The organism is Geobacillus genomosp. 3 (assembly GCF_000445995.2).
Classification (GTDB): domain Bacteria; phylum Bacillota; class Bacilli; order Bacillales; family Anoxybacillaceae; genus Geobacillus.
Genome location: NC_022080.4, coordinates 658781 through 676523, shown reverse-complemented (window position 1 = coordinate 676523; position 17743 = coordinate 658781). Strand labels below are relative to the sequence as shown.

The following is a 17743-nucleotide window of genomic DNA, read 5'->3' as shown; positions in this document are numbered from 1 at the left end:
TGCAGTTATTTCTTTCCGATCGCCACCCGCCATACGTCCGGCCCTTCCTCCAAATACTCCCACGTAAATTCGTCCGGACGCTCCATCATGAACTGGTATTGCAATGGACGCGGGTCGTGGTCGTTCACCAGTTCCATCACTTCCCCCGGCTTTAAGCTGTCAAACAGCCGGAAAATCGCCGGATGGCGATCGCGCGGCGGATAGTCCGGGGCGTGGATTTTTGCGGCAAATTGGCTCATAACGTCGGCCTCCTTTGTAGTATAATGAATTATATACTCATCATAGCCGCTTTGGCCTACGACGGTAGTGACGCGCGTCACAGCCGGACGGTGAACATTTTCAATCCCTGTGAAAGGAGAAATGGCGGTTGGAAGAGCTTGTTGGCTTTTGCGCGCAATGCGGCAAGCCGATCCATTGTCTGCATGGGTTTTTAAACGGTGTCGTCAGCCGGGAAACAGAGACGTTATACTGCTTTCCGTGCCATGACAAGCAAAAAGAGAAAGAAAACAGCGAAACGAGCGAATGCCACGGGCGATAATCTTTATTGGTGAAAACGTTTCAAAATGAAACGCACAGCGGATTCCGCTGTGCGTGTTTGTTTTTACTCTTCTTCAGCTAAGTTTACGACCGGCAGCTCTTCCCCTTCGCGATGCGTCGGTTTGCGCAAGTGGAACATCACTTTCACCGCAAAGGCAAGCAAGGCGACGACGCCGATTAAAAAGATCGTATCCGGAACGAAGCGGATGAGCAACAAGTTTTGCACGATGTCTTGCTGCAGGAAAGACGGCGAACGCGACGCCCAATAGCCGTTCACAAATGCTTCTTTGATTTGCAACACCCCGACCGGAAGAAGCGTGATGACGATCATGCCTGCAAGCCCGATATTTAACATCCAGCACGAGAATTTCAGCCATTTGTCATTCCATGCTTCCGGTTTGACGATGTTGCGCAGCGAGTAAAGAAGCACGGCAATCGCGAACATGCCATACACGCCCATCATCGCCCCGTGGCCGTGGGCCGGCGTTAAAAACTGCCCGTGTTCAAAGTAGCTGACAGCCGGCAAGTTGATGAGAAAACCGAGCACGCCGGCGCCGACTAAGTTCCAAATAGCGGTCGAAATTAAGAACCAGAACGTCGCTTTGTACGGGAAGTTGACCCCGCCGTCGCGCATCATTTTGTATTGTTCGTACGCTTCCAAAATGAGCAGTGTAAGCGGGATGACTTCAAGCGCCGAGAACACCGCCCCAAGGGCGATCCAAATTTCCGGTGAACCGTTGTAGTAATAGTGGTGTCCGATGCCGATCACACCGCTGCCCAACAAAAGAGTAAATTGGAAATAGAGCGCTCGAACGGTCGATTTTTTCGTCACAAGCCGCATTTGCACGAGCAAGAATCCGATCACAACAACGGCAAACACTTCAAAAATCCCTTCCACCCATAAGTGGATGATCCACCAACGCCAAAAGTCGGCCATCGTAAAGTTCGTATCCGGCTCCATAAAGAAGGCGAAAATGTAGAAGAACGGAACGGCGATGGCTGAGTAAAACAGCAAGTGGATGAGCCCGCCTCTGTCGCTTTCCCGCTTCAGCCCGCGTTTGACACCGCGGAAGACGATAAACAGCCAAAGCAGCATGCCCACGACTAAAATAATTTGCCAGACGCGGCCAAGTTCAAGGTATTCCCAACCTTGGTGGCCAAACAAGAACCAGCTGTTTCCTAAGTAACCGTTGACGCCGAGCCATTGGCCGATCATGCTGCCGCCGACAAGGACGACAAGCGCCCAAAACAGGAGATCGACAAGCAGCCCTTGCTTTTTCGGCTCTTGTCCGCCGACAAGCGGAGCGACGAAAATTCCCATGCCAAGCCATGCCGTTGCGATCCAGAAAATGGCCAACTGCAAATGGTAACTTTTAGCGATATTAAACGGCAGCAAGTCGTAAATCCCATCAATGCCAAAGAAACTGTCCGGCTCGGTGTAGTAGTGGGCAAGCAACGCCCCGAACATCGTTTGCACGAAGAACAGTGCCGCGACGACAACGAAATATTTGCCCGCTTTCACTTGCGAAGCGGTGAGCGGCTGCCGCCGCAAATCGATAACCGGAAACTTCCCTTCCGCATACGCCTCTTGCATCCCTAACTGATAGCGGTAAAACACGTACAAAATGATCCCGACGAACAAAATCAAAATCGTGACGCTGGCGCCGCTCCACCAGACAGCCGAGAACGACATCGTATTGCCGGCGTCTTCATAATATGGCCAGTTGTTCGTATACGTAATTTCGTCGCCAATTCTCAACGTGCTCGACAGCCAGGCGGTCCAGAAGAAAAAGTCAGCAATTTGTTGGATTTGATCGCCCTCAGCGACCCAAGCGCGATCCGTTTTTGGCATATCGGTTTCCTTAATCAATCCTTTTTTCAATCCCCAACCGTCGCCATTCGTAAACACGTCGCGGTAATAGTCGCGCACGTTTTCAAGCCCGTACACTTGGGCGTCCGTTAACACCAGCACATCGGTTACCGGATTATAGCGGTTTTTTCGCATTTCGCTGATGACTTGTTCGCGAATGACCGTTTTTTCCTCATCCGTTAACTCGGAAAACGGCTTGTTGTATTTCTCGTTTGCTTTGTAGTCTTGCATGCCTTCCGTGTAAACTTTGAGCGCTTCGGCTGTGTAGTCCGGTCCCATATACGACCCGTGGCCCAGCACGGTGCCGTAATCCATCAGCCCGTATTTTTGGAAGACAGCTTGCCCGCCGATGATCGTTTCTTTCGTCATCAGCACTTGACCGTCTTCGCTGCGCACTTCTTTTGGCCTTGGCGCCATCTCTTTAAAAATCCAATACCCGCCGACAAGCAGGACGGTAAAGCTGATTAAAATGGTGAAAATAAGAATGGATTTGAGAAAACTATTGGTCGTTTGCCGCCCCGGCCGGACATTGGGGCGAACGGATCGCTGAATCTCCATGTAGCGCAACCTCCTTCTCGTTTGTTCGTCCCCATTGTAGCGCTCTTCGCTTTGACCGATTTGTGAGCGGGGGCAAACATCCACTATGATTTATATCACAGCTTTGAAGTGTGAGAATTTATACAATGAAGGCAGAAGGCGCCAAACGGTGCGGCTTTTCAACAAAAGAAAGGCATCGATGTCCCATTGGCAATTGTCACACTTTTGTCACATTTCCAAAGGAGAGAACGCCATGGCGAACCATTGGATGAAAGACCGTCTCAAAACCGTTCCGTTGTTTCGCGAACTGTCCGATTACGAGCTCGACTCGCTTGTCGCCATCTCCCACGTGCGCGTCTACAAGCCGCGGACGTTCGTCTTTATGCAAGGCGACCCGCTCGAGCGCGTCTATTTCATTCATTCCGGCACGGTGAAAATTTATAAAACCGACTTGAGCGGAAAAGAACAAATCGTTTCGCTTTTGCAGACGGGAGAAATGTTTCCGCACGCCGGCTTTTTCTTAAAAGGCACGTATCCGGCTCACGCTGAAGTGGTCGAGGAAGCGACGTTGGTCGCCATTCCGATCCACGATTTCGAGCAAGTGCTGATGGCGAGTCCTGAGCTATGCATGAAACTGTTTCGCGTCATGGGGGAAAAAATCGTCGACTTGCAAAACCGGCTTGAGGCCCAGGTGCTCCATAATACGTACGAACAAATCGTGCTTCTATTGTTGCGGCTGACGCGCACGAACGCCGTCAAGCAAGGGAAATGGCACCGCCTCACCGCCCATGTGACAAACCGCGAACTGGCCAATATGATCGGCACGGCGCGGGAAACGGTGAGCCGGACGTTAAGCCAGCTGAAACGAAAAGGGTTGATTCATGTCGATGAACACGGCTTTTATTTGATCGATCAGGAAGGGTTGGAAAAAGAAATCTTTTTCTAACGATCTATGTGTGAGCCATATCACAACACCGGTTGTTGAAAATGATTATCATAGTAGTCAAAAAGGAGGAAATGTACATGGCTGTCACGATCGAACTCGATGTGCGCGAAGACTTGCGGCAAAAACGGGAACCGTTTGAAAAGATTATGAACGCCATTAAGCCGCTGCAGCCGGGCGATACGTTCATTTTGCATGCCCCGTTCAAGCCGCTGCCGCTGTTTCCGATTATGAAAGCGAAAGGATTTACGTACGAGGCCGAACAAATCGAGAAAAAACATTGGAAAGTGACGTTCACCAAACAGGGGGGAGACAAATGATCCTAGACAACCGCGGATTGGAGCCGCCGCAACCGATGATGCGGACGCTTGCCGCCCTCGCGAAACTCAATCAAGGTGAAACGTTGACGATCATCAACGACCGCCGCCCGATGTTTTTGTACGAACAGCTCGATGAGCTCGGCTACCGGCACGAAACGTTCGCACGCGAAGACGGCAGCTTCGAAATTCGAATTACGAAAGGATGAGCAACGTGTTTCCTACTCGCACGGGAACGGAAACAGACGTCCGTCTGCCGTTTTCGTTTATCATGTTCGCCGTGTTAGCGTTCGCCGTCTCGCAACTTATGCTGCTTTGGGCCGTTCCTGCCCTTAGCGGCGGCACGTTCCGGCTGCCGCTCGTCTGGGCGGCGGCCCACCTCGGCCTGCTCGGGTTCGCCTTAATGACGGCCATGGGGGCGATGTATCAACTCGTTCCCGTCGCCTTTTTGACGCCGATTTGGAGCGAGCGGCTCGGCTTTTGGCAATTTGCCGTGACAGCAACCGGCATTGTCGCGTTTGCCGTAAGCCTGGCGGTGGCGCCCAACCAGGCGTTTCTTCCCGGCTTGCTGCTTTTGCTTGGCATCGTTTTGTTCGTCTGGCAAATGGCGATGACGTTGAGAAAGCAAGAAACGAAAAACGTCATGACGCTCTTTGTCGCCACATCGCTGTTGTTTTTGCTGCTGACGGCAGCCGCCGGGGGGATGCTGGCGTTTCACTTTTTTGCCGCTACAGGCGCCAACAGCCACGAATCGGTGTTCGGGCTGCATGTGCTGTTTGGGCTGTGCGGTTGGTTTACGCTGCTTATCATGGGCTTTTCATACAAAATGGCGCCGATGTTTTCGCTCGCCCACGGCTTTTCGCTGCGGCCGGCGCGCTACGTCTATGCGCTGTACACCGGCGGGATTGCGGTGGCGTTCGCCAGCCTATTCTCGCCAAACAAGGCAGGGCTTGCGGTCGGTGCCGCTTTGCTCATGGGCGGATTCGCCGTTTTCGCCTGGCATATCCGCGCCATTTTGCAAAAGCGAATGAAAAAAACGCTTGACCGTCCGTTTCAATTTTCCGTGACGGCGGTGGCCATCGGCCTTGCGCTGCACGCGGCCGCCGTCATCGCCATCATAGCCGGCAGCGGACGGTGGCTTGGCATCATCCTCTATCTTTCTACAATCGGCTGGATCGGCTTTAGCATCATCGGCTATTTGTTTAAAATCGTGCCGTTTTTATGGTGGACGCATCGTTACAGCGAAAAAGTCGGCCAACAAAACGTGCCGACGTTAAAACAAATGATGAACGAGCGGGCCATCACCATTCAATGCCGCCTATGGCTCGCCGCCTTGGCGCTGGCGGCTGTGGCGCTGGCTGTCGCCAGCGTGCCGCTGTTGGCCATCGCTCAAGTATTGTTAGCTGGATTAAGCGTTGCTTTTGCCGGAACGATTTTAGCGGTCTTTCGAAAATAAAGGAATGAGGAGGAAAACACGATGGATGTCCGCGAACTTGCCATTCAACAGCTGAAAACGGTCATAGATCCGGAGCTTGGCATTAACGTTGTCGATTTAGGATTAATTTATGACTTGCAAATTGAAAATGGCCATATCGATGTGCTCATGACGCTCACCACTCCCGGCTGCCCGCTTCACGACTCGATCGCCGGCGGCGTCAAACGGGCGCTCGAGCAAATCGACGGCGTCCGCGATGTACGCGTCCAAGTGACATGGAACCCGCCTTGGACGCCGGAACGGATGAGCGAAGAAGCGCTCCGGCAGCTTGGCTATTTTGCCTGAAAAAAGCAGCGCTTCGATTCCCCTTGGGCCGCCCTTCCATACTGACGGAGCGGCCCTTTTCGCAAACAAAGAAAGGCTCATATGAAAAAATGGCTCTTTCCTCACCTAGCGGTTCGTTCACCACACCGCGCCAAAACATCCCGATGTCATTCATCCGTTGCATTCCCCTTCCTTATCGTTGCAGTGACCGACACCTTGTTCCCCTAGATGGCTATGCATAGTTTGTTTCTAGTTGGAAACAATGTTGTCTATCAGGATCAATTTCACAGTCAAGAAAGGGAATCACGATGAACGGGCAGCCGCTGAACGTTATACAACTACTAAGTGTGATTATGCTTTCCACCGGCCTGATGAATCACGTTCTTGTTATTCCCATCTTGCTTGAAGCATCGCATCGGGACGCATGGATCGCCGCTGCGGCCGATTTGCTTATTCTCCCTATCTGGCTGCTTCTTCTTTATTTTGTCATTAAACAGACCAACGGTCAGCCGCTGTTCGAGTGGCTGAGCACCCAATTCTCGCCCATCATTGCTTATGCGGTTGCTTTCATTAGCACCATCTTTTTATTGGTGCATAGTTTTGTCACTTTATTTGATACTGTCACCTTTACAACGACATCTTATTTGCCGGCGACGCCACGATGGGCGCTGATTGTTGCCATCACCGGCCTTTGTTTTTATAGCGCTTACCGCGGCATCCAATCCATTGCAAATGTTTCGCTTATCCTGTTGTCATTTGTCACCGTGTTTGGATTTTTTGTTATGTTATCCACTATGCAGCATAAAGATCATTCTTTGTTAAAACCTATGCTTGAACACGGGTGGATGCCTGTTCTGCACGGCATGGCATACGCCGGGGCCGGCTACACGGAAGTGATTATGCTTTTGTTCATCACCCACCGGCTGCCGAACACATTTTCATGGAAATCGCTTCTTATGATCGCCATCTTTACAGGCAGTTTGAGCATCGGGCCGACGATCGGCGCTATTACGGAGTTCGGCCCTGAGCAAGCTACACGCCTTCGCTATCCGGCTTTTGAACAATGGAGGTTGGTTAACTTAGGGACATACATCGAACATGTCGATTTTTTATCCGTCCATCAATGGCTGTCTGGAGCTTTCATTCGCATTTCACTATTTACAGCGCTCATTGTCGAGCTGTTTCCAATTCAACATCGAGAAACGCGCCGGTGGGTATTGATGGTCGTTTATCTCGCCATTATATCGGCAGCGCTCGTTCCGATCGGGGATGATCAATTTTTCCACTTCGTTAAGCATTGGGTTTTGCCGTCATCGCTTGTTTTCTCTCTTTCCCTTTCGGTTTTGCTCAGCCTATTAGGGGTATTTTCCCATCTCCAGCAGAAAAGGAGGTCGTCATAATGCCGACATCGATGCGAGCAGCCGGACAAAAACGGGTAACCGACGATCATACGGGGTTAGAAACTATTGTCATTTCTGAGGAAGCGTTGCGGGCGATGTATGAAAAATGCGATGATGTCATCATCACTGAGGCTGCGGTTCAGTCCACTATAACTGACGGGGATATGGGCGCTGTTCGGCTGTTCTTTCTGTATTGTGAAGAACTATGCGATACACAAATGCTGCAAAAAGCCGTTTATCCGATGCTTCGTGACATGTGCAGACGATGTTCGTGCCGCTCGACAGCCGACATTGAAACGTGTAAACCGGCAACGCTCGAATATATAGGAAAAGAAGTGCGAATCGATGATCTAAACTTCCGGCTGTTTAGCGGCGATTTGCTCATTTATTTCGAAGAGGCGGGCGCGTTATATGCCATGGCCATCGCCAGCCCGCCAAACCGTGATCCGGAAGAACCGAATACAGAAGTATCGATCCGCGGCCCGAAAGACGGGTTTATTGAAGAAATCAGCAAAAATGTCGCGTTAATTCGGAAGCGAATCCGTTCGCACCGTCTCGTTTACGAATCGTTTATTATCGGCACGCGCAGCCAGACAAAAGTAGGGCTGCTCTATATCGACGATATTGCCCATGCCGATGTGATCGGTGAAATGAGACATCGTTTAACGAATTTATATGTAGATTCCGTGACAAGCACAAACCAAATCGAGCATTGGATTTCCGATCATCGGTTTTCGATCTTCCCTTTGTTCGGATATACCGGAAGGCCGGATTTCGCTGTCACTTCGCTTCTTAACGGGCGGTTTGTGATATTGGTTGACGGATCGCCGACCGCTTTAATCGGCCCGGGCAATTTGACGTTTTTATTGAATACTTCCGAAGACAATCATACATTTTTCTTGTTTGTCGTTTTTCAACGTTTGATCCGTCTCGTCGGCACGTCAGTGTCCATTTTGCTCCCGGGTGGATGGATGGCCTTAACGACATTCCATCAAGACCAGCTCCCGTTTACATTGTTAGCAACGCTTGTCCTTTCCCGGCAAGGGGTGCCGCTTCCTGTATCTTTGGAAATGTTTATCATGGTGATTTTATTTGAAGTGTTTAAAGAAGCGGGAATGCGCCTGCCTCTTGCAATTGGACAGACGTTGTCAGTCGTCGGCGGTCTGATTATCGGCCAGGCGGCCATTAACGCCGGGCTCACTTCGCCGGCGACGCTTGTGGTCGTCGCGATTTCCATTATTTCTTCCTTTATGCTTGTCAACCAAAACTTATCGGGCACTGCTACCTTATTGCGGTTTTTCGTTCTAATTTGTTCCTCGTTCCTTGGATTGTTTGGATTTATGTTTTCGTCTTTTTTAGTCTTGGCGTATGCCGCCAATTTGCAAACATGCGGTGTTCCTTATGTCGCTCCCTTGATGCCCGCCTCGAAAGAAGCCGGAAAAGTTGTTGTGTCAAGCACGTGGAAGCAGTTTCGCACACGCGCCCGCATATTGCATCCGAACGACTCGACACCGAGAGGGGAAAAAGGCGAATGACTAAGCGGTTGCTGGCGCCCCTCCTCGCAGCGGTTTTGCTCAGCGGCTGCTGGGGAGCGCGCAACATTGACCATATCGTTTACATTCATGCGGTTGGCATCGATTATCAAGACGGAAAATTCGTTTTATACGTTCAGCTTGTCAGTTTCAGCGGCTTGGCCAAAGTCGAAGCCGGGGGAGCGAGAGAACAAGCAGTTCTTTCAGTCGGCAAGGCGACAGCGGAAACGTTTGATCTTGCCGCCCATAAAATTTATCAATCCATCCAGCAAATGGTTTCCTGGGGGCACGTGAAAAGCATCGTCTTCACCAAACGGGCGTTGCAGCCGCACGTGATCCGAAACACTATTGACTTATTAACCCGGTATAACGAAATTCGCCATACGATTTGGGTGTATGCCACTGATGAGCCGTTAGAGCAATTGTTTCGGGCCACACCGCTGTTGCTTACCTCTTCGTATTACTCGCTGTTATCGAACCCGGAGGAGCTTTTTCGACAAAGCTCGTTTATCCGCCCGATTCGCTTGAACCGGTTTATCGCCCATCTTGACGAGCCAGCCATGACCGCCCGCCTCCCTTATTTGGGACTGACCAAAACATCATGGACGGAAGACGAAAAAAACAAAACGATGTTGCAGCTCCAAGGTGTTTGCTTTTTGCATCATTACAAGCTGCAGGCATGCGCCCGCTTTCCTGAGGCGAAAGGAATCCGCTGGGTTGAACAAGATATTCACCGCACCCCTCTCGCCATTCGGAAAGAAGGGAAAATAGCGGCTACGCTTATTATTCGCAGCCCGCATGCCGAGTGGACGCTAAAACGTGACAACGGCAAATACACCGCCCATTTACACGTTCGAATTGATGGGAACATTATAGAAGAAGCGAATGACTCATTGTCCCGGAACGAGCTCGTCCGGCTCGCAAAACAAACCGTCAAACAGGAAATACGGCGCACTTATCAGTGGGGGGCGTCCCGGGGGATCGATACGCTCAATCTCTCCGCCGTTTTCCACCGGAACGCCTTACACGAATGGCGGCGCTTATCGGTCAATGGAACCATTCCGCTGAACGATAGGTTTCTCCCTTCCATCTCTGTAGATCTTATAATCCGTTCAGGTGGAAAAGAAAAAGCCGACTACCGCGTAGGGGATTGAAAAAAGCAACCATTGCGATGAGCAAGCAAAAGGGCAATCATCATCAAATGATCGATTGTCGCGAACAACTGACACCGCTATTCGCTTAAAGAATGACTATATACAACGCAAACAGCACACGACACGGAACGACGGGCATTTCCGTGTTGTGTGCTTTTCTCCTCCGCGGGATCCGCTTCCTGTTGGCGTTTGATCTCCTATTCAAACAACACGTTCAACAACCATGCCAGCAAAGGAACGATGACAAAAAAGGCCAAGGCGACGAATCCGAAGCATCGAATCCACCGGGGAAATCCCCGCCAGTCGAGGGCTTCCCGCTTCATCGCTCCTCCGGCTGTGATCCGATCCAACTCCTCGGTCGGCGAAAACACCCGGTCATCCATCGGTGGAACTTGTTCTGTCAGCTCTGTTTCATGGATCGCTTTTTCCCGAAAATGGTTCATGGCGCCCCCTCCCCGCAGTCGTCAGCAAACAGCTTGCATTTTCGCCAAACCTTCTAACCCTTCACCCGCAACAGGCGCATGCTGTTGAGCGTCACGAGCAGCGTCGCCCCCATGTCGGCGAACACCGCAAGCCAAAGGGTGAGCCAGCCTGGGACGGCAGCCACGAGTGCCAACACTTTGAACCCTAAGGCGATGGCGATGTTTTGTTTAACGATGGCAAGCGTTCGGCGCCCAAGGTGGATCGTGTACGGAAGCTGGCGCAAGTCATCGGCCATCAGCACGACATCAGCCGTTTCCAAGGCGGTGTCGGTCCCCGCCCCGCCCATCGCCACGCCGACATCGGCCGCGGCCAAGGCAGGAGCGTCATTCACCCCGTCGCCGACCATGGCGGTTATGCCGCAACGTTGTTTCAACTCGCGGATCGCCGCCAGCTTCTCTTCGGGAAGCAGCCCGGCGCGAACGTCCGATACGCCCGCTTGGCGGCCGATGGCCTGTGCCGTTTGCCTGTGGTCGCCTGTCACCATCGCGATTTCCGCCACGCCAAGGCGCCGCAATGCCGCGATCGTATCCGGAGCGGACGGCCGCAATGGATCGGCCGCAGCGACAAGCCCCAACAGCCGGTTGGCGGTGCCAACGGCCATCACCGTTTTTCCTTCGCTGCGGAACACAGCGATTTGTTGTTCCGCTTCACCCGGCAACTCCCCGATCAAGCCGGTGAGCAAGGCGGGGCTGCCGATGTAGTATGTTTCGCTTCCGACAACAGCCTTCACCCCTTGGCCGGTCAATGACTGAAACTCGCCAACCGGCACGTCGAGAAACGGCGTCCCCTCTTCTTCCGCCCGACGGACGATGGCTGAAGCCAAAGGGTGCTGCGACCGTTTTTCGATGGCGGCGGCGATGGCCAGCAGCTGCTCGCGTGTTCCTTCATACACGATGACATCGGTCACGGCCGGTTTCCCTTTCGTCAACGTCCCCGTTTTATCCAAGGCCACCGCCCGCAGCCGGCCGATTTGTTCAAGATGCGCGCCGCCTTTGATGAGCACGCCGCGCCGGGCCGCGTTTCCGATGGCGGTGACAATCGCCACCGGGGTGGAGATGACGAGCGCACACGGACAGCCGATCACCAACACCGCGAGCCCGCGATACACCCAATCAAGCCATGCCCCGTCCATCACGAGCGGCGGCACGACGGCGATCAGAAGCGCAACCGCGATAATAAACGGCGTATAATAGCGCGCAAACCGGTCGACGAACGCCTGCGAAGGGGCCCGCTCCGCTTGCGCCTCTTCGACGAGATCGATCATTTTCGCCACTGTCGTCTCATCCGCCCGCTTCGTTACTTCGACTTCGAGGAACCCTTCCCCGTTAAGCGTCCCGGCGAACACCGCAGCCCCCGGTGCTTTTTCTACCGGCAAGCTTTCACCGGTAATCGCTGCTTCATTCACAGTCGAAGCGCCGCTTATGACGATGCCATCCATAGCAATTTTTCCACCCGGCTTAACAATCATCACATCCCCGACGCGAACGTCTTCGACCGGAACGGTCACTTCCTCGGCGCCGCGCCGGATGGTCGCCTCGTCCGGCGCCATTTCCATTAACGACGCGATCGACCACCGCGCGTTTTCCATCGAATAGCGCTCGAGCGCTTCGCTAATGGCAAACAAAATGACAACGACCGCCCCTTCCTGCCATTCCCCGATCGCCGCCGCGCCGAGAACGGCAATCGTCATTAACGTGTTCATGTCGAACTGCCAGCGGATCAAGTTACGAAATCCAGCCCGAAATAGCGAGTAGCCGCCGATCACAATCGCAGCGACATACGCAGCCACCGCCAACCGACCACTGCCCGCCGCCGACGCCGTCCAGCCGATGGCCAGCAACGCGGCGGCGACGTAAACGTTCCGATTCTCCTTCCTCTTCCAAAACGGCTCCGGCCGGACGGTCCGCTCACGTTCTTCACGAATGGTCAACTGTTCAAACGCTCCCGCTTGTTCAAGCTCATCGATCGTCGCCTCGCCCCAAACGGTGAGCTTGGCGGCACCAAAATTCACTTTCGCCTCTTTCACGCCGGGCAAGGACTTCACGTTTCGCTCAAACGTGGCCGCGCAGTTTGGACACGTCAATCCTTGCACCCGGTACGTTTTCGCTTCCCATTGATCCAGCGCCTGTTCACTCCGCACGGCGATCTCCCTCTTTCTGATGGGCGAGCGCGACAAGCAACAGCTCGCGAATATGATCGTCATCGAGCGAGTAAAAGGCCAATTTTCCGTCTTTCCGATATTTCACGATTCCTTGTTTGTACAGGAGGCGCAAATGATGCGACGTCGCTGCCACCGTTGCACCGATGACGTTCGCTAAATCGCAGACGCACAGCTCCCCTTCTTCGCAAAGGGCGTATACAATTTTCGCCCGGTTTTCATCGGCAAGCGCCTTGAAAAACGGCACAATCGCGGCAATGTGTTCATCATGTAGCCTCCGTTGAACCCGTGCGACCTTCTCTTCGTCATAACAGTAAACGTCGCAAATATCACCACGTCCCATCATTAGCCCCCCACAGTCACATTCAAATATTTGTTTGAATATAAAATACCATACATCACTGTCCATATTCAAATATTCATTTGACTGTAAAAAGGTGCTTCCTAACTGCTCAAAAACAAACTAGAGCCCGTCTATGCCACATTAGTTGACGGCATCGCCCGAAATATATCGTTTGGCCATATCGAGATCACTCATCCGCTATGTGATAAAAACGGCTGTATAAGTAAACAGCAAGCTGAACACTCAAATAATCTTCATAATTATCAAAATCCAGTCCCAATAACCCCTCAATTTTTTTGATGCGATGATATAACGTATTCGGATGAATATGAAGCTTTTTCGCTGTGGCCGACATCGAACGGCCACTTTGGACATAGCTGATAAGAGTATGCAAAAGCTCTTGGTATGTCTCTTGATCTGTCCACAAGAGAGAGAGCGTTTCGGACAGAAAGGATTCCATTTCACTCGGGTGATGATGTAAAAAGAGACGTCCAATCCCCATTTCATGAAAATGAAAAACACCTTTCTTATTTTGCTTTTTTAAATAGAGCAACGCTTTTTCCGCTTTGTTATGGTTTTCTTCCGCATACCCATGGTAGTAAATGCCTGTGCTGACTCCAGCTCGAACGGCTACTGTAAATCTTTTGTTCCAATCATCAACCATTTTTTTCACTAAATCGATCCATTTGGACTGGTCATGTTCATTGCTAGTCGTAGAGAACAGGACAATTTTGTTATTGTAAGACATGACCAACCTATTTTCGGGAGGCAGCACCTTCTGCATACGAGTGACGAAGGAGCGGGCATCATTGGCAAGGGCATACGGATCTGAATTCCCGTAAAGCTCGATGACGACTGTCTGAATAAACTTTTTTATGCTCATTCCTAGCTCCCGAATTGCCGCTTCCGCCTGAATAGGATTTTTTATTTTGAGGAATTCATGATATTTTTCATAAGTTTTTCTATACAACACATCGCTTCTCGATAAGTTCTTCATCACTTCCATAGTCAAAATAGGGGCACCTTGTTCCAACACTAGACGCTCCTCTATGGATAAAGGGGCATCTCCTTCAACGATCAAACATCCTAAAAAAGCCGATGCTGACCTTATTGGATATATATAATGGAACGATTCAAAATCTGAAATGCGCGCATAGGCAGGTTTAGTTCTCGTTTTAAAAAGAACAAAAAGGTCTGCCATGACTTTTTCAATCGATAGACTGTCGGAAGGATAACATTTTCCCTCGAGATAATCCGCGAACACAACCGTTTTTCCCATCAACGAGTTCATTTCCATAATGATGGAATCCAATCCTTTATTTTCGATTGATATTTTTGTCAAATGGTTATGGATGTCCATCCTTTTTTGCAACAATTTGTTTGTCGACTCCAATTTATTTAACAAACAAGTGACCTCATCTAAATTTTTTTGAACCTCCTCGTGAAGCTGAGCATTATGAATCGCTATGGCCACATGTGAGGCAAAGCTTTGCAGAAGAAGAAGATCCCTTTCACCCGGCTGCTCTTCCTTCTCAAAACGGTGAAGCGTCATTACACCGATTCGTTTTTCGCCGTACGTAATGGGAACGGATAAAAGGGACTGAACCGTTTTTTTTGATTCGATGGCAGAATGTAAAATATGGAAGTTTTCTTCGCTTAAATCCGCCATCTGGTCGTATATTTCTTTTGTGGTCCTCAACATTCGCACACACCCGTCACGAAACACTTTTCCGACAATGGATTCGCCAATGCTGACACGAAATGACCGAATGCGATCGTTGAACCCGACGTAAGCTCTCACAATGAGTTTCTCGGACTGCTCATCAAATAGCTGGATATACCCGGCATCTGTCGACCGGAACATGGTAAAAGCGCAAAGCATGATTTTGTTCAGCACTTCATCCAATTCCAGAGTCGAGGTGATCGTCCGAAAGCTTTCCAGAAGAATTTTCATATGAAGGTCTGTCTCTTTATCCCCCGCATTCCAACGTTGAGCCGAAGCTTTTTCGCTCATTTTTCCACCCCCTTATGTTGAACTCCACAATTTTTCACCAAAAAGATTGTTTTAGACCACATTCCTAACACTTTTCTTATATTTTATAATATTTAGTAAACTAACAAAAGGGCCTATTCCCTTTCGATCATGAAAAAAGAGGAGGGAAAAAATGAGAAACGTTTCCTGGGACGAGCTGGAAAAGAAGTTTGCCGATCTTGTACAAATTCGTCGTGATCTCCACATGTACCCGGAGCTATCGTTTCAAGAAGTAAGAACCCCTACTATTATTGCCCAATTTTTGCAAGACTGCGGTCTGGAAGTGAAAACAGGCGTTGGCGGGCGGGGGGTGACAGCTCTGCTGCGAGGGGGAAAACCAGGGAAAACAGTAGCGTTGCGCGCCGATTTTGATGCATTGCCTATCCAAGATCAAAAAGATGTTCCATACAAGTCAAAAATTCCCGGTGTGATGCATGCATGCGGCCACGACATTCATACGGCGGCTTTGCTGGGAACCGCATACGCCCTTAGCCGAGTAAAAGAACATCTACAAGGGAATGTATTGTTCATTCATCAGTTTGCCGAAGAAGTCATCCCTGGGGGAGCCAAAGCGATGATTGAAGATGGCTGCCTGGACGGGGTCGATGTAGTGTACGGCGCCCATGTCCTCTCGAACCTTCCCGTTGGCATGATCGGTTACAAACCAGGAGCACTCATGGCTGCCGGCGACAAATTTGAAATCGCTATCAAAGGGAAAGGAGGACATGGCTCAATGCCACACCTTTCGATCGATCCTGTTCTCGTCGGAAGCCAAATCGTCCTCCACCTCCAACAAATTTCAGCGAGCCGAATCAATGCGGTTGATCCCGCCGTTGTCACCGTTTGTTCCTTCCACGGAGGGGACAGTTACAACGTCATCCCCGATCAGGCAACCTTGTCGGGTACGGTTCGATCTTTTTCAAAAGAGGCACAGGAAGCGATCAAAAGCCATATCGAAAAAATCGTGAAATCATCGTGCGAAATGGCAGGAGCGCAATATGAATTCAAATATGAATACGGCTATCCTTCCCTTTGGAATGATCCGGAAGAAACGGAACGGGTGAAACGCATAGCGGAACTTGTCGCAGGAGAGGAACATGTAGTCGAGCTGCCCTTGCAAATGGCGATGGAGGATTTTTCTTACTATATGCTTGAACGACCGGGATCCTTCTTTTTAGTAGGCGGAATGAACCGTGACATCGAGGCGGTGTACCCTCACCATCATCCGAAATTTGACGTTGATGAACGAAGTATTCTTCTAATCGGAAAAATGTTCATTTCCCTTGTATTTGATTATCTCAGTTCACATTGAGACAATCATTCATGTAGACTGTCCTTCCCACAACAGTAACAGAAAGGGGTAACATTATGAATGATATTCCAAGCAAAAATAGCAAGAGACACGTTATTCTCACCTTGCTGTTTACCGGATGGTGCCTGTCTTACCTTGATCGTATGGCGATGAACGTTTCCATTGTTGAGATAGCGAAGGAATTTCATCTCAGCCCGTCCGCTCTCGGCGTTGTGCTTAGCAGTTTTTTTGCCGGCTATGCGTTAATGCAAGTTCCCGGCGGCTGGTTGGCTGATAAATACGGCTCACGGAAGATTATTACGATTGCTATTATTTTTTGGTCTATCTTTACGGTTTTCACAGGATTCGCTTGGTCGCTGCTGGCGATGATTATGATCCGTTTTCTATTTGGTCTCGGGGAAGGGGCGTATCCGGCCGCAAGCTCAAAAGCCATAGCGGATGCGTTTCCAAAAGACGAGCGAGCCAAGGCACAAACCATTATGATGTCATCCAATTCCCTCGGCGGCGTGATCGCTCCGTTAATCGCGACTCCTTTACTCGTCTGGATTGGGTGGAGAAATGTTTTTATCGCCATCGGGTTGTTGGGCATTATCGTCGCATGGCTGCTATGGTATTATTTAAAACCGGAAAACTTGTCTGAAAACACGGGAGAAAACGAAACAAAACGTACAGAAAAACCTTCTTTTAAAGAACTGATGAAAAATGCAACTCTTTGGAAACTTGGCATTATGTGGTTCGGAATGTCCACCTTGATTTGGGGATTGATTTCATGGATGCCTGTTTACTTGACGCAAGTCCGTGGACTTGATTTATTATCGATGGGCATGCTTACTTCCATCCCGGCACTCACCGGGGCTGTTGGCACCATTATTGGGGGACGGTTATTTTTAAGCCATTTTTACGGCAAGGAAAAAATATATGCTACCTTATTTTCTCTTCTTGCGATTTTGTTTTTGTATTTATTGTTTAATGCACCGTCGGTGGCATTAGTGATCACTTATCAATCATTGTGCACGACCTTTCACGGCCTTGTGTTCGCCATCATTATGGCAATGCCGCATCAAGTATTTGAAAAAAACGTTATCGGTTCTTCGATAGGATTCATCAACTTTTTAGGCATGATCGGGGCATTGCTGACGCCGACCGTCATGGGCATGCTTATCGAGATTTTCAACGGCTCTTATCCGGCCGCCTTCAGTTATTTAATCGCTTGCGCCTTTTTATCCGTTCTCGCGTCCATCACATTGGCGCGTCCGGCGGAAAGCGACGTAGACATGCCAGCTCAAAGCGAAGGGTAAACAGTTCGTGTAAAAACAGAGACCGCGGCCTCTGCAGCCGGGGTCTTTGCTTTTGCGGGAAAACCATA

General features: G+C 50.5%; 17 protein-coding genes. 11 read left to right on the top strand and 6 right to left on the bottom strand.

Annotated elements, in window-relative coordinates:
• Positions 1–5 precede the first annotated feature (5 nt).
• The gene (locus M493_RS03515; RefSeq protein WP_020958898.1) at positions 6–239 is read right to left on the bottom strand and encodes a DUF2249 domain-containing protein; all 234 of its coding nucleotides are present in this window, start codon (positions 237–239) and stop codon (positions 6–8) included.
• A gap of 128 nt (positions 240–367) precedes the next feature.
• Between M493_RS03515 and M493_RS18625 the strand changes: the two genes are divergently transcribed.
• Positions 368–538 carry a hypothetical protein gene (locus M493_RS18625; RefSeq protein ID WP_020958897.1) on the top strand — a complete coding sequence of 57 codons (171 nt, stop codon included), beginning with the start codon at positions 368–370 and terminating at the stop codon, positions 536–538.
• A gap of 63 nt (positions 539–601) precedes the next feature.
• Here M493_RS18625 and M493_RS03510 read toward each other — a convergent pair whose 3' ends face one another.
• Positions 602–2965 (bottom strand): nitric-oxide reductase large subunit, encoded by a 2364-nt coding sequence (locus M493_RS03510; protein ID WP_020958896.1) that lies wholly within the window; start codon positions 2963–2965, stop codon positions 602–604.
• Between the two features lie 232 nt (positions 2966–3197).
• Between M493_RS03510 and M493_RS03505 the strand changes: the two genes are divergently transcribed.
• From M493_RS03505 to M493_RS03470, 8 genes are all read left to right on the top strand, one after another.
• On the top strand, positions 3198–3890 hold the full coding sequence (locus M493_RS03505; protein ID WP_020958895.1) for a Crp/Fnr family transcriptional regulator: 693 nt from the start codon (positions 3198–3200) through the stop codon (positions 3888–3890).
• 77 nt (positions 3891–3967) lie between these two features.
• On the top strand, positions 3968–4207 hold the full coding sequence (locus M493_RS03500; protein ID WP_020958894.1) for a DUF2249 domain-containing protein: 240 nt from the start codon (positions 3968–3970) through the stop codon (positions 4205–4207).
• A complete protein-coding gene (locus M493_RS03495; RefSeq protein ID WP_020958893.1) occupies positions 4204–4413 on the top strand; it encodes a DUF2249 domain-containing protein in 210 nt (69 codons plus the stop codon). The genes M493_RS03500 and M493_RS03495 overlap by 4 nt, the downstream gene beginning before the upstream one ends.
• A complete protein-coding gene (locus M493_RS03490; protein ID WP_041267729.1) occupies positions 4410–5660 on the top strand; it encodes a membrane protein in 1251 nt (416 codons plus the stop codon). The genes M493_RS03495 and M493_RS03490 overlap by 4 nt, the downstream gene beginning before the upstream one ends.
• Positions 5661–5681: 21 nt before the next feature.
• A complete protein-coding gene (locus M493_RS03485; RefSeq protein ID WP_020958891.1) occupies positions 5682–5984 on the top strand; it encodes a metal-sulfur cluster assembly factor in 303 nt (100 codons plus the stop codon).
• 287 nt (positions 5985–6271) lie between these two features.
• Positions 6272–7363, top strand: coding sequence for a GerAB/ArcD/ProY family transporter (locus M493_RS03480; RefSeq protein ID WP_020958890.1), 1092 nt, complete (start codon positions 6272–6274; stop codon positions 7361–7363).
• Positions 7363–8898, top strand: coding sequence for a spore germination protein (locus M493_RS03475; protein ID WP_020958889.1), 1536 nt, complete (start codon positions 7363–7365; stop codon positions 8896–8898). The genes M493_RS03480 and M493_RS03475 overlap by 1 nt, the downstream gene beginning before the upstream one ends.
• Positions 8895–10049, top strand: a complete 1155-nt coding sequence (locus M493_RS03470; RefSeq protein ID WP_020958888.1) for a Ger(x)C family spore germination protein — start codon at positions 8895–8897, stop codon at positions 10047–10049. Before M493_RS03475 ends, M493_RS03470 begins: the two co-directional genes overlap by 4 nt.
• A gap of 197 nt (positions 10050–10246) precedes the next feature.
• Here M493_RS03470 and M493_RS03465 read toward each other — a convergent pair whose 3' ends face one another.
• From M493_RS03465 to M493_RS03450, 4 genes are all read right to left on the bottom strand, one after another.
• Positions 10247–10492, bottom strand: coding sequence for a hypothetical protein (locus M493_RS03465; RefSeq protein WP_020958887.1), 246 nt, complete (start codon positions 10490–10492; stop codon positions 10247–10249).
• A gap of 53 nt (positions 10493–10545) precedes the next feature.
• Positions 10546–12672 (bottom strand): heavy metal translocating P-type ATPase, encoded by a 2127-nt coding sequence (locus tag M493_RS03460; protein WP_020958886.1) that lies wholly within the window; start codon positions 12670–12672, stop codon positions 10546–10548.
• Positions 12662–13033, bottom strand: coding sequence for an ArsR/SmtB family transcription factor (locus M493_RS03455; protein WP_020958885.1), 372 nt, complete (start codon positions 13031–13033; stop codon positions 12662–12664). The genes M493_RS03460 and M493_RS03455 overlap by 11 nt, the downstream gene beginning before the upstream one ends.
• A 187-nt stretch (positions 13034–13220) precedes the next feature.
• On the bottom strand, positions 13221–15047 hold the full coding sequence (locus M493_RS03450; RefSeq protein WP_020958884.1) for a helix-turn-helix domain-containing protein: 1827 nt from the start codon (positions 15045–15047) through the stop codon (positions 13221–13223).
• A gap of 151 nt (positions 15048–15198) precedes the next feature.
• Here M493_RS03450 and M493_RS03445 point away from each other — a divergent pair, with 151 nt between their 5' ends.
• Positions 15199–16377 carry a M20 metallopeptidase family protein gene (locus tag M493_RS03445; protein ID WP_020958883.1) on the top strand — a complete coding sequence of 393 codons (1179 nt, stop codon included), beginning with the start codon at positions 15199–15201 and terminating at the stop codon, positions 16375–16377.
• Between the two features lie 56 nt (positions 16378–16433).
• Positions 16434–17675 (top strand): MFS transporter, encoded by a 1242-nt coding sequence (locus tag M493_RS03440; RefSeq protein ID WP_020958882.1) that lies wholly within the window; start codon positions 16434–16436, stop codon positions 17673–17675.
• Positions 17676–17743 lie beyond the last annotated feature (68 nt).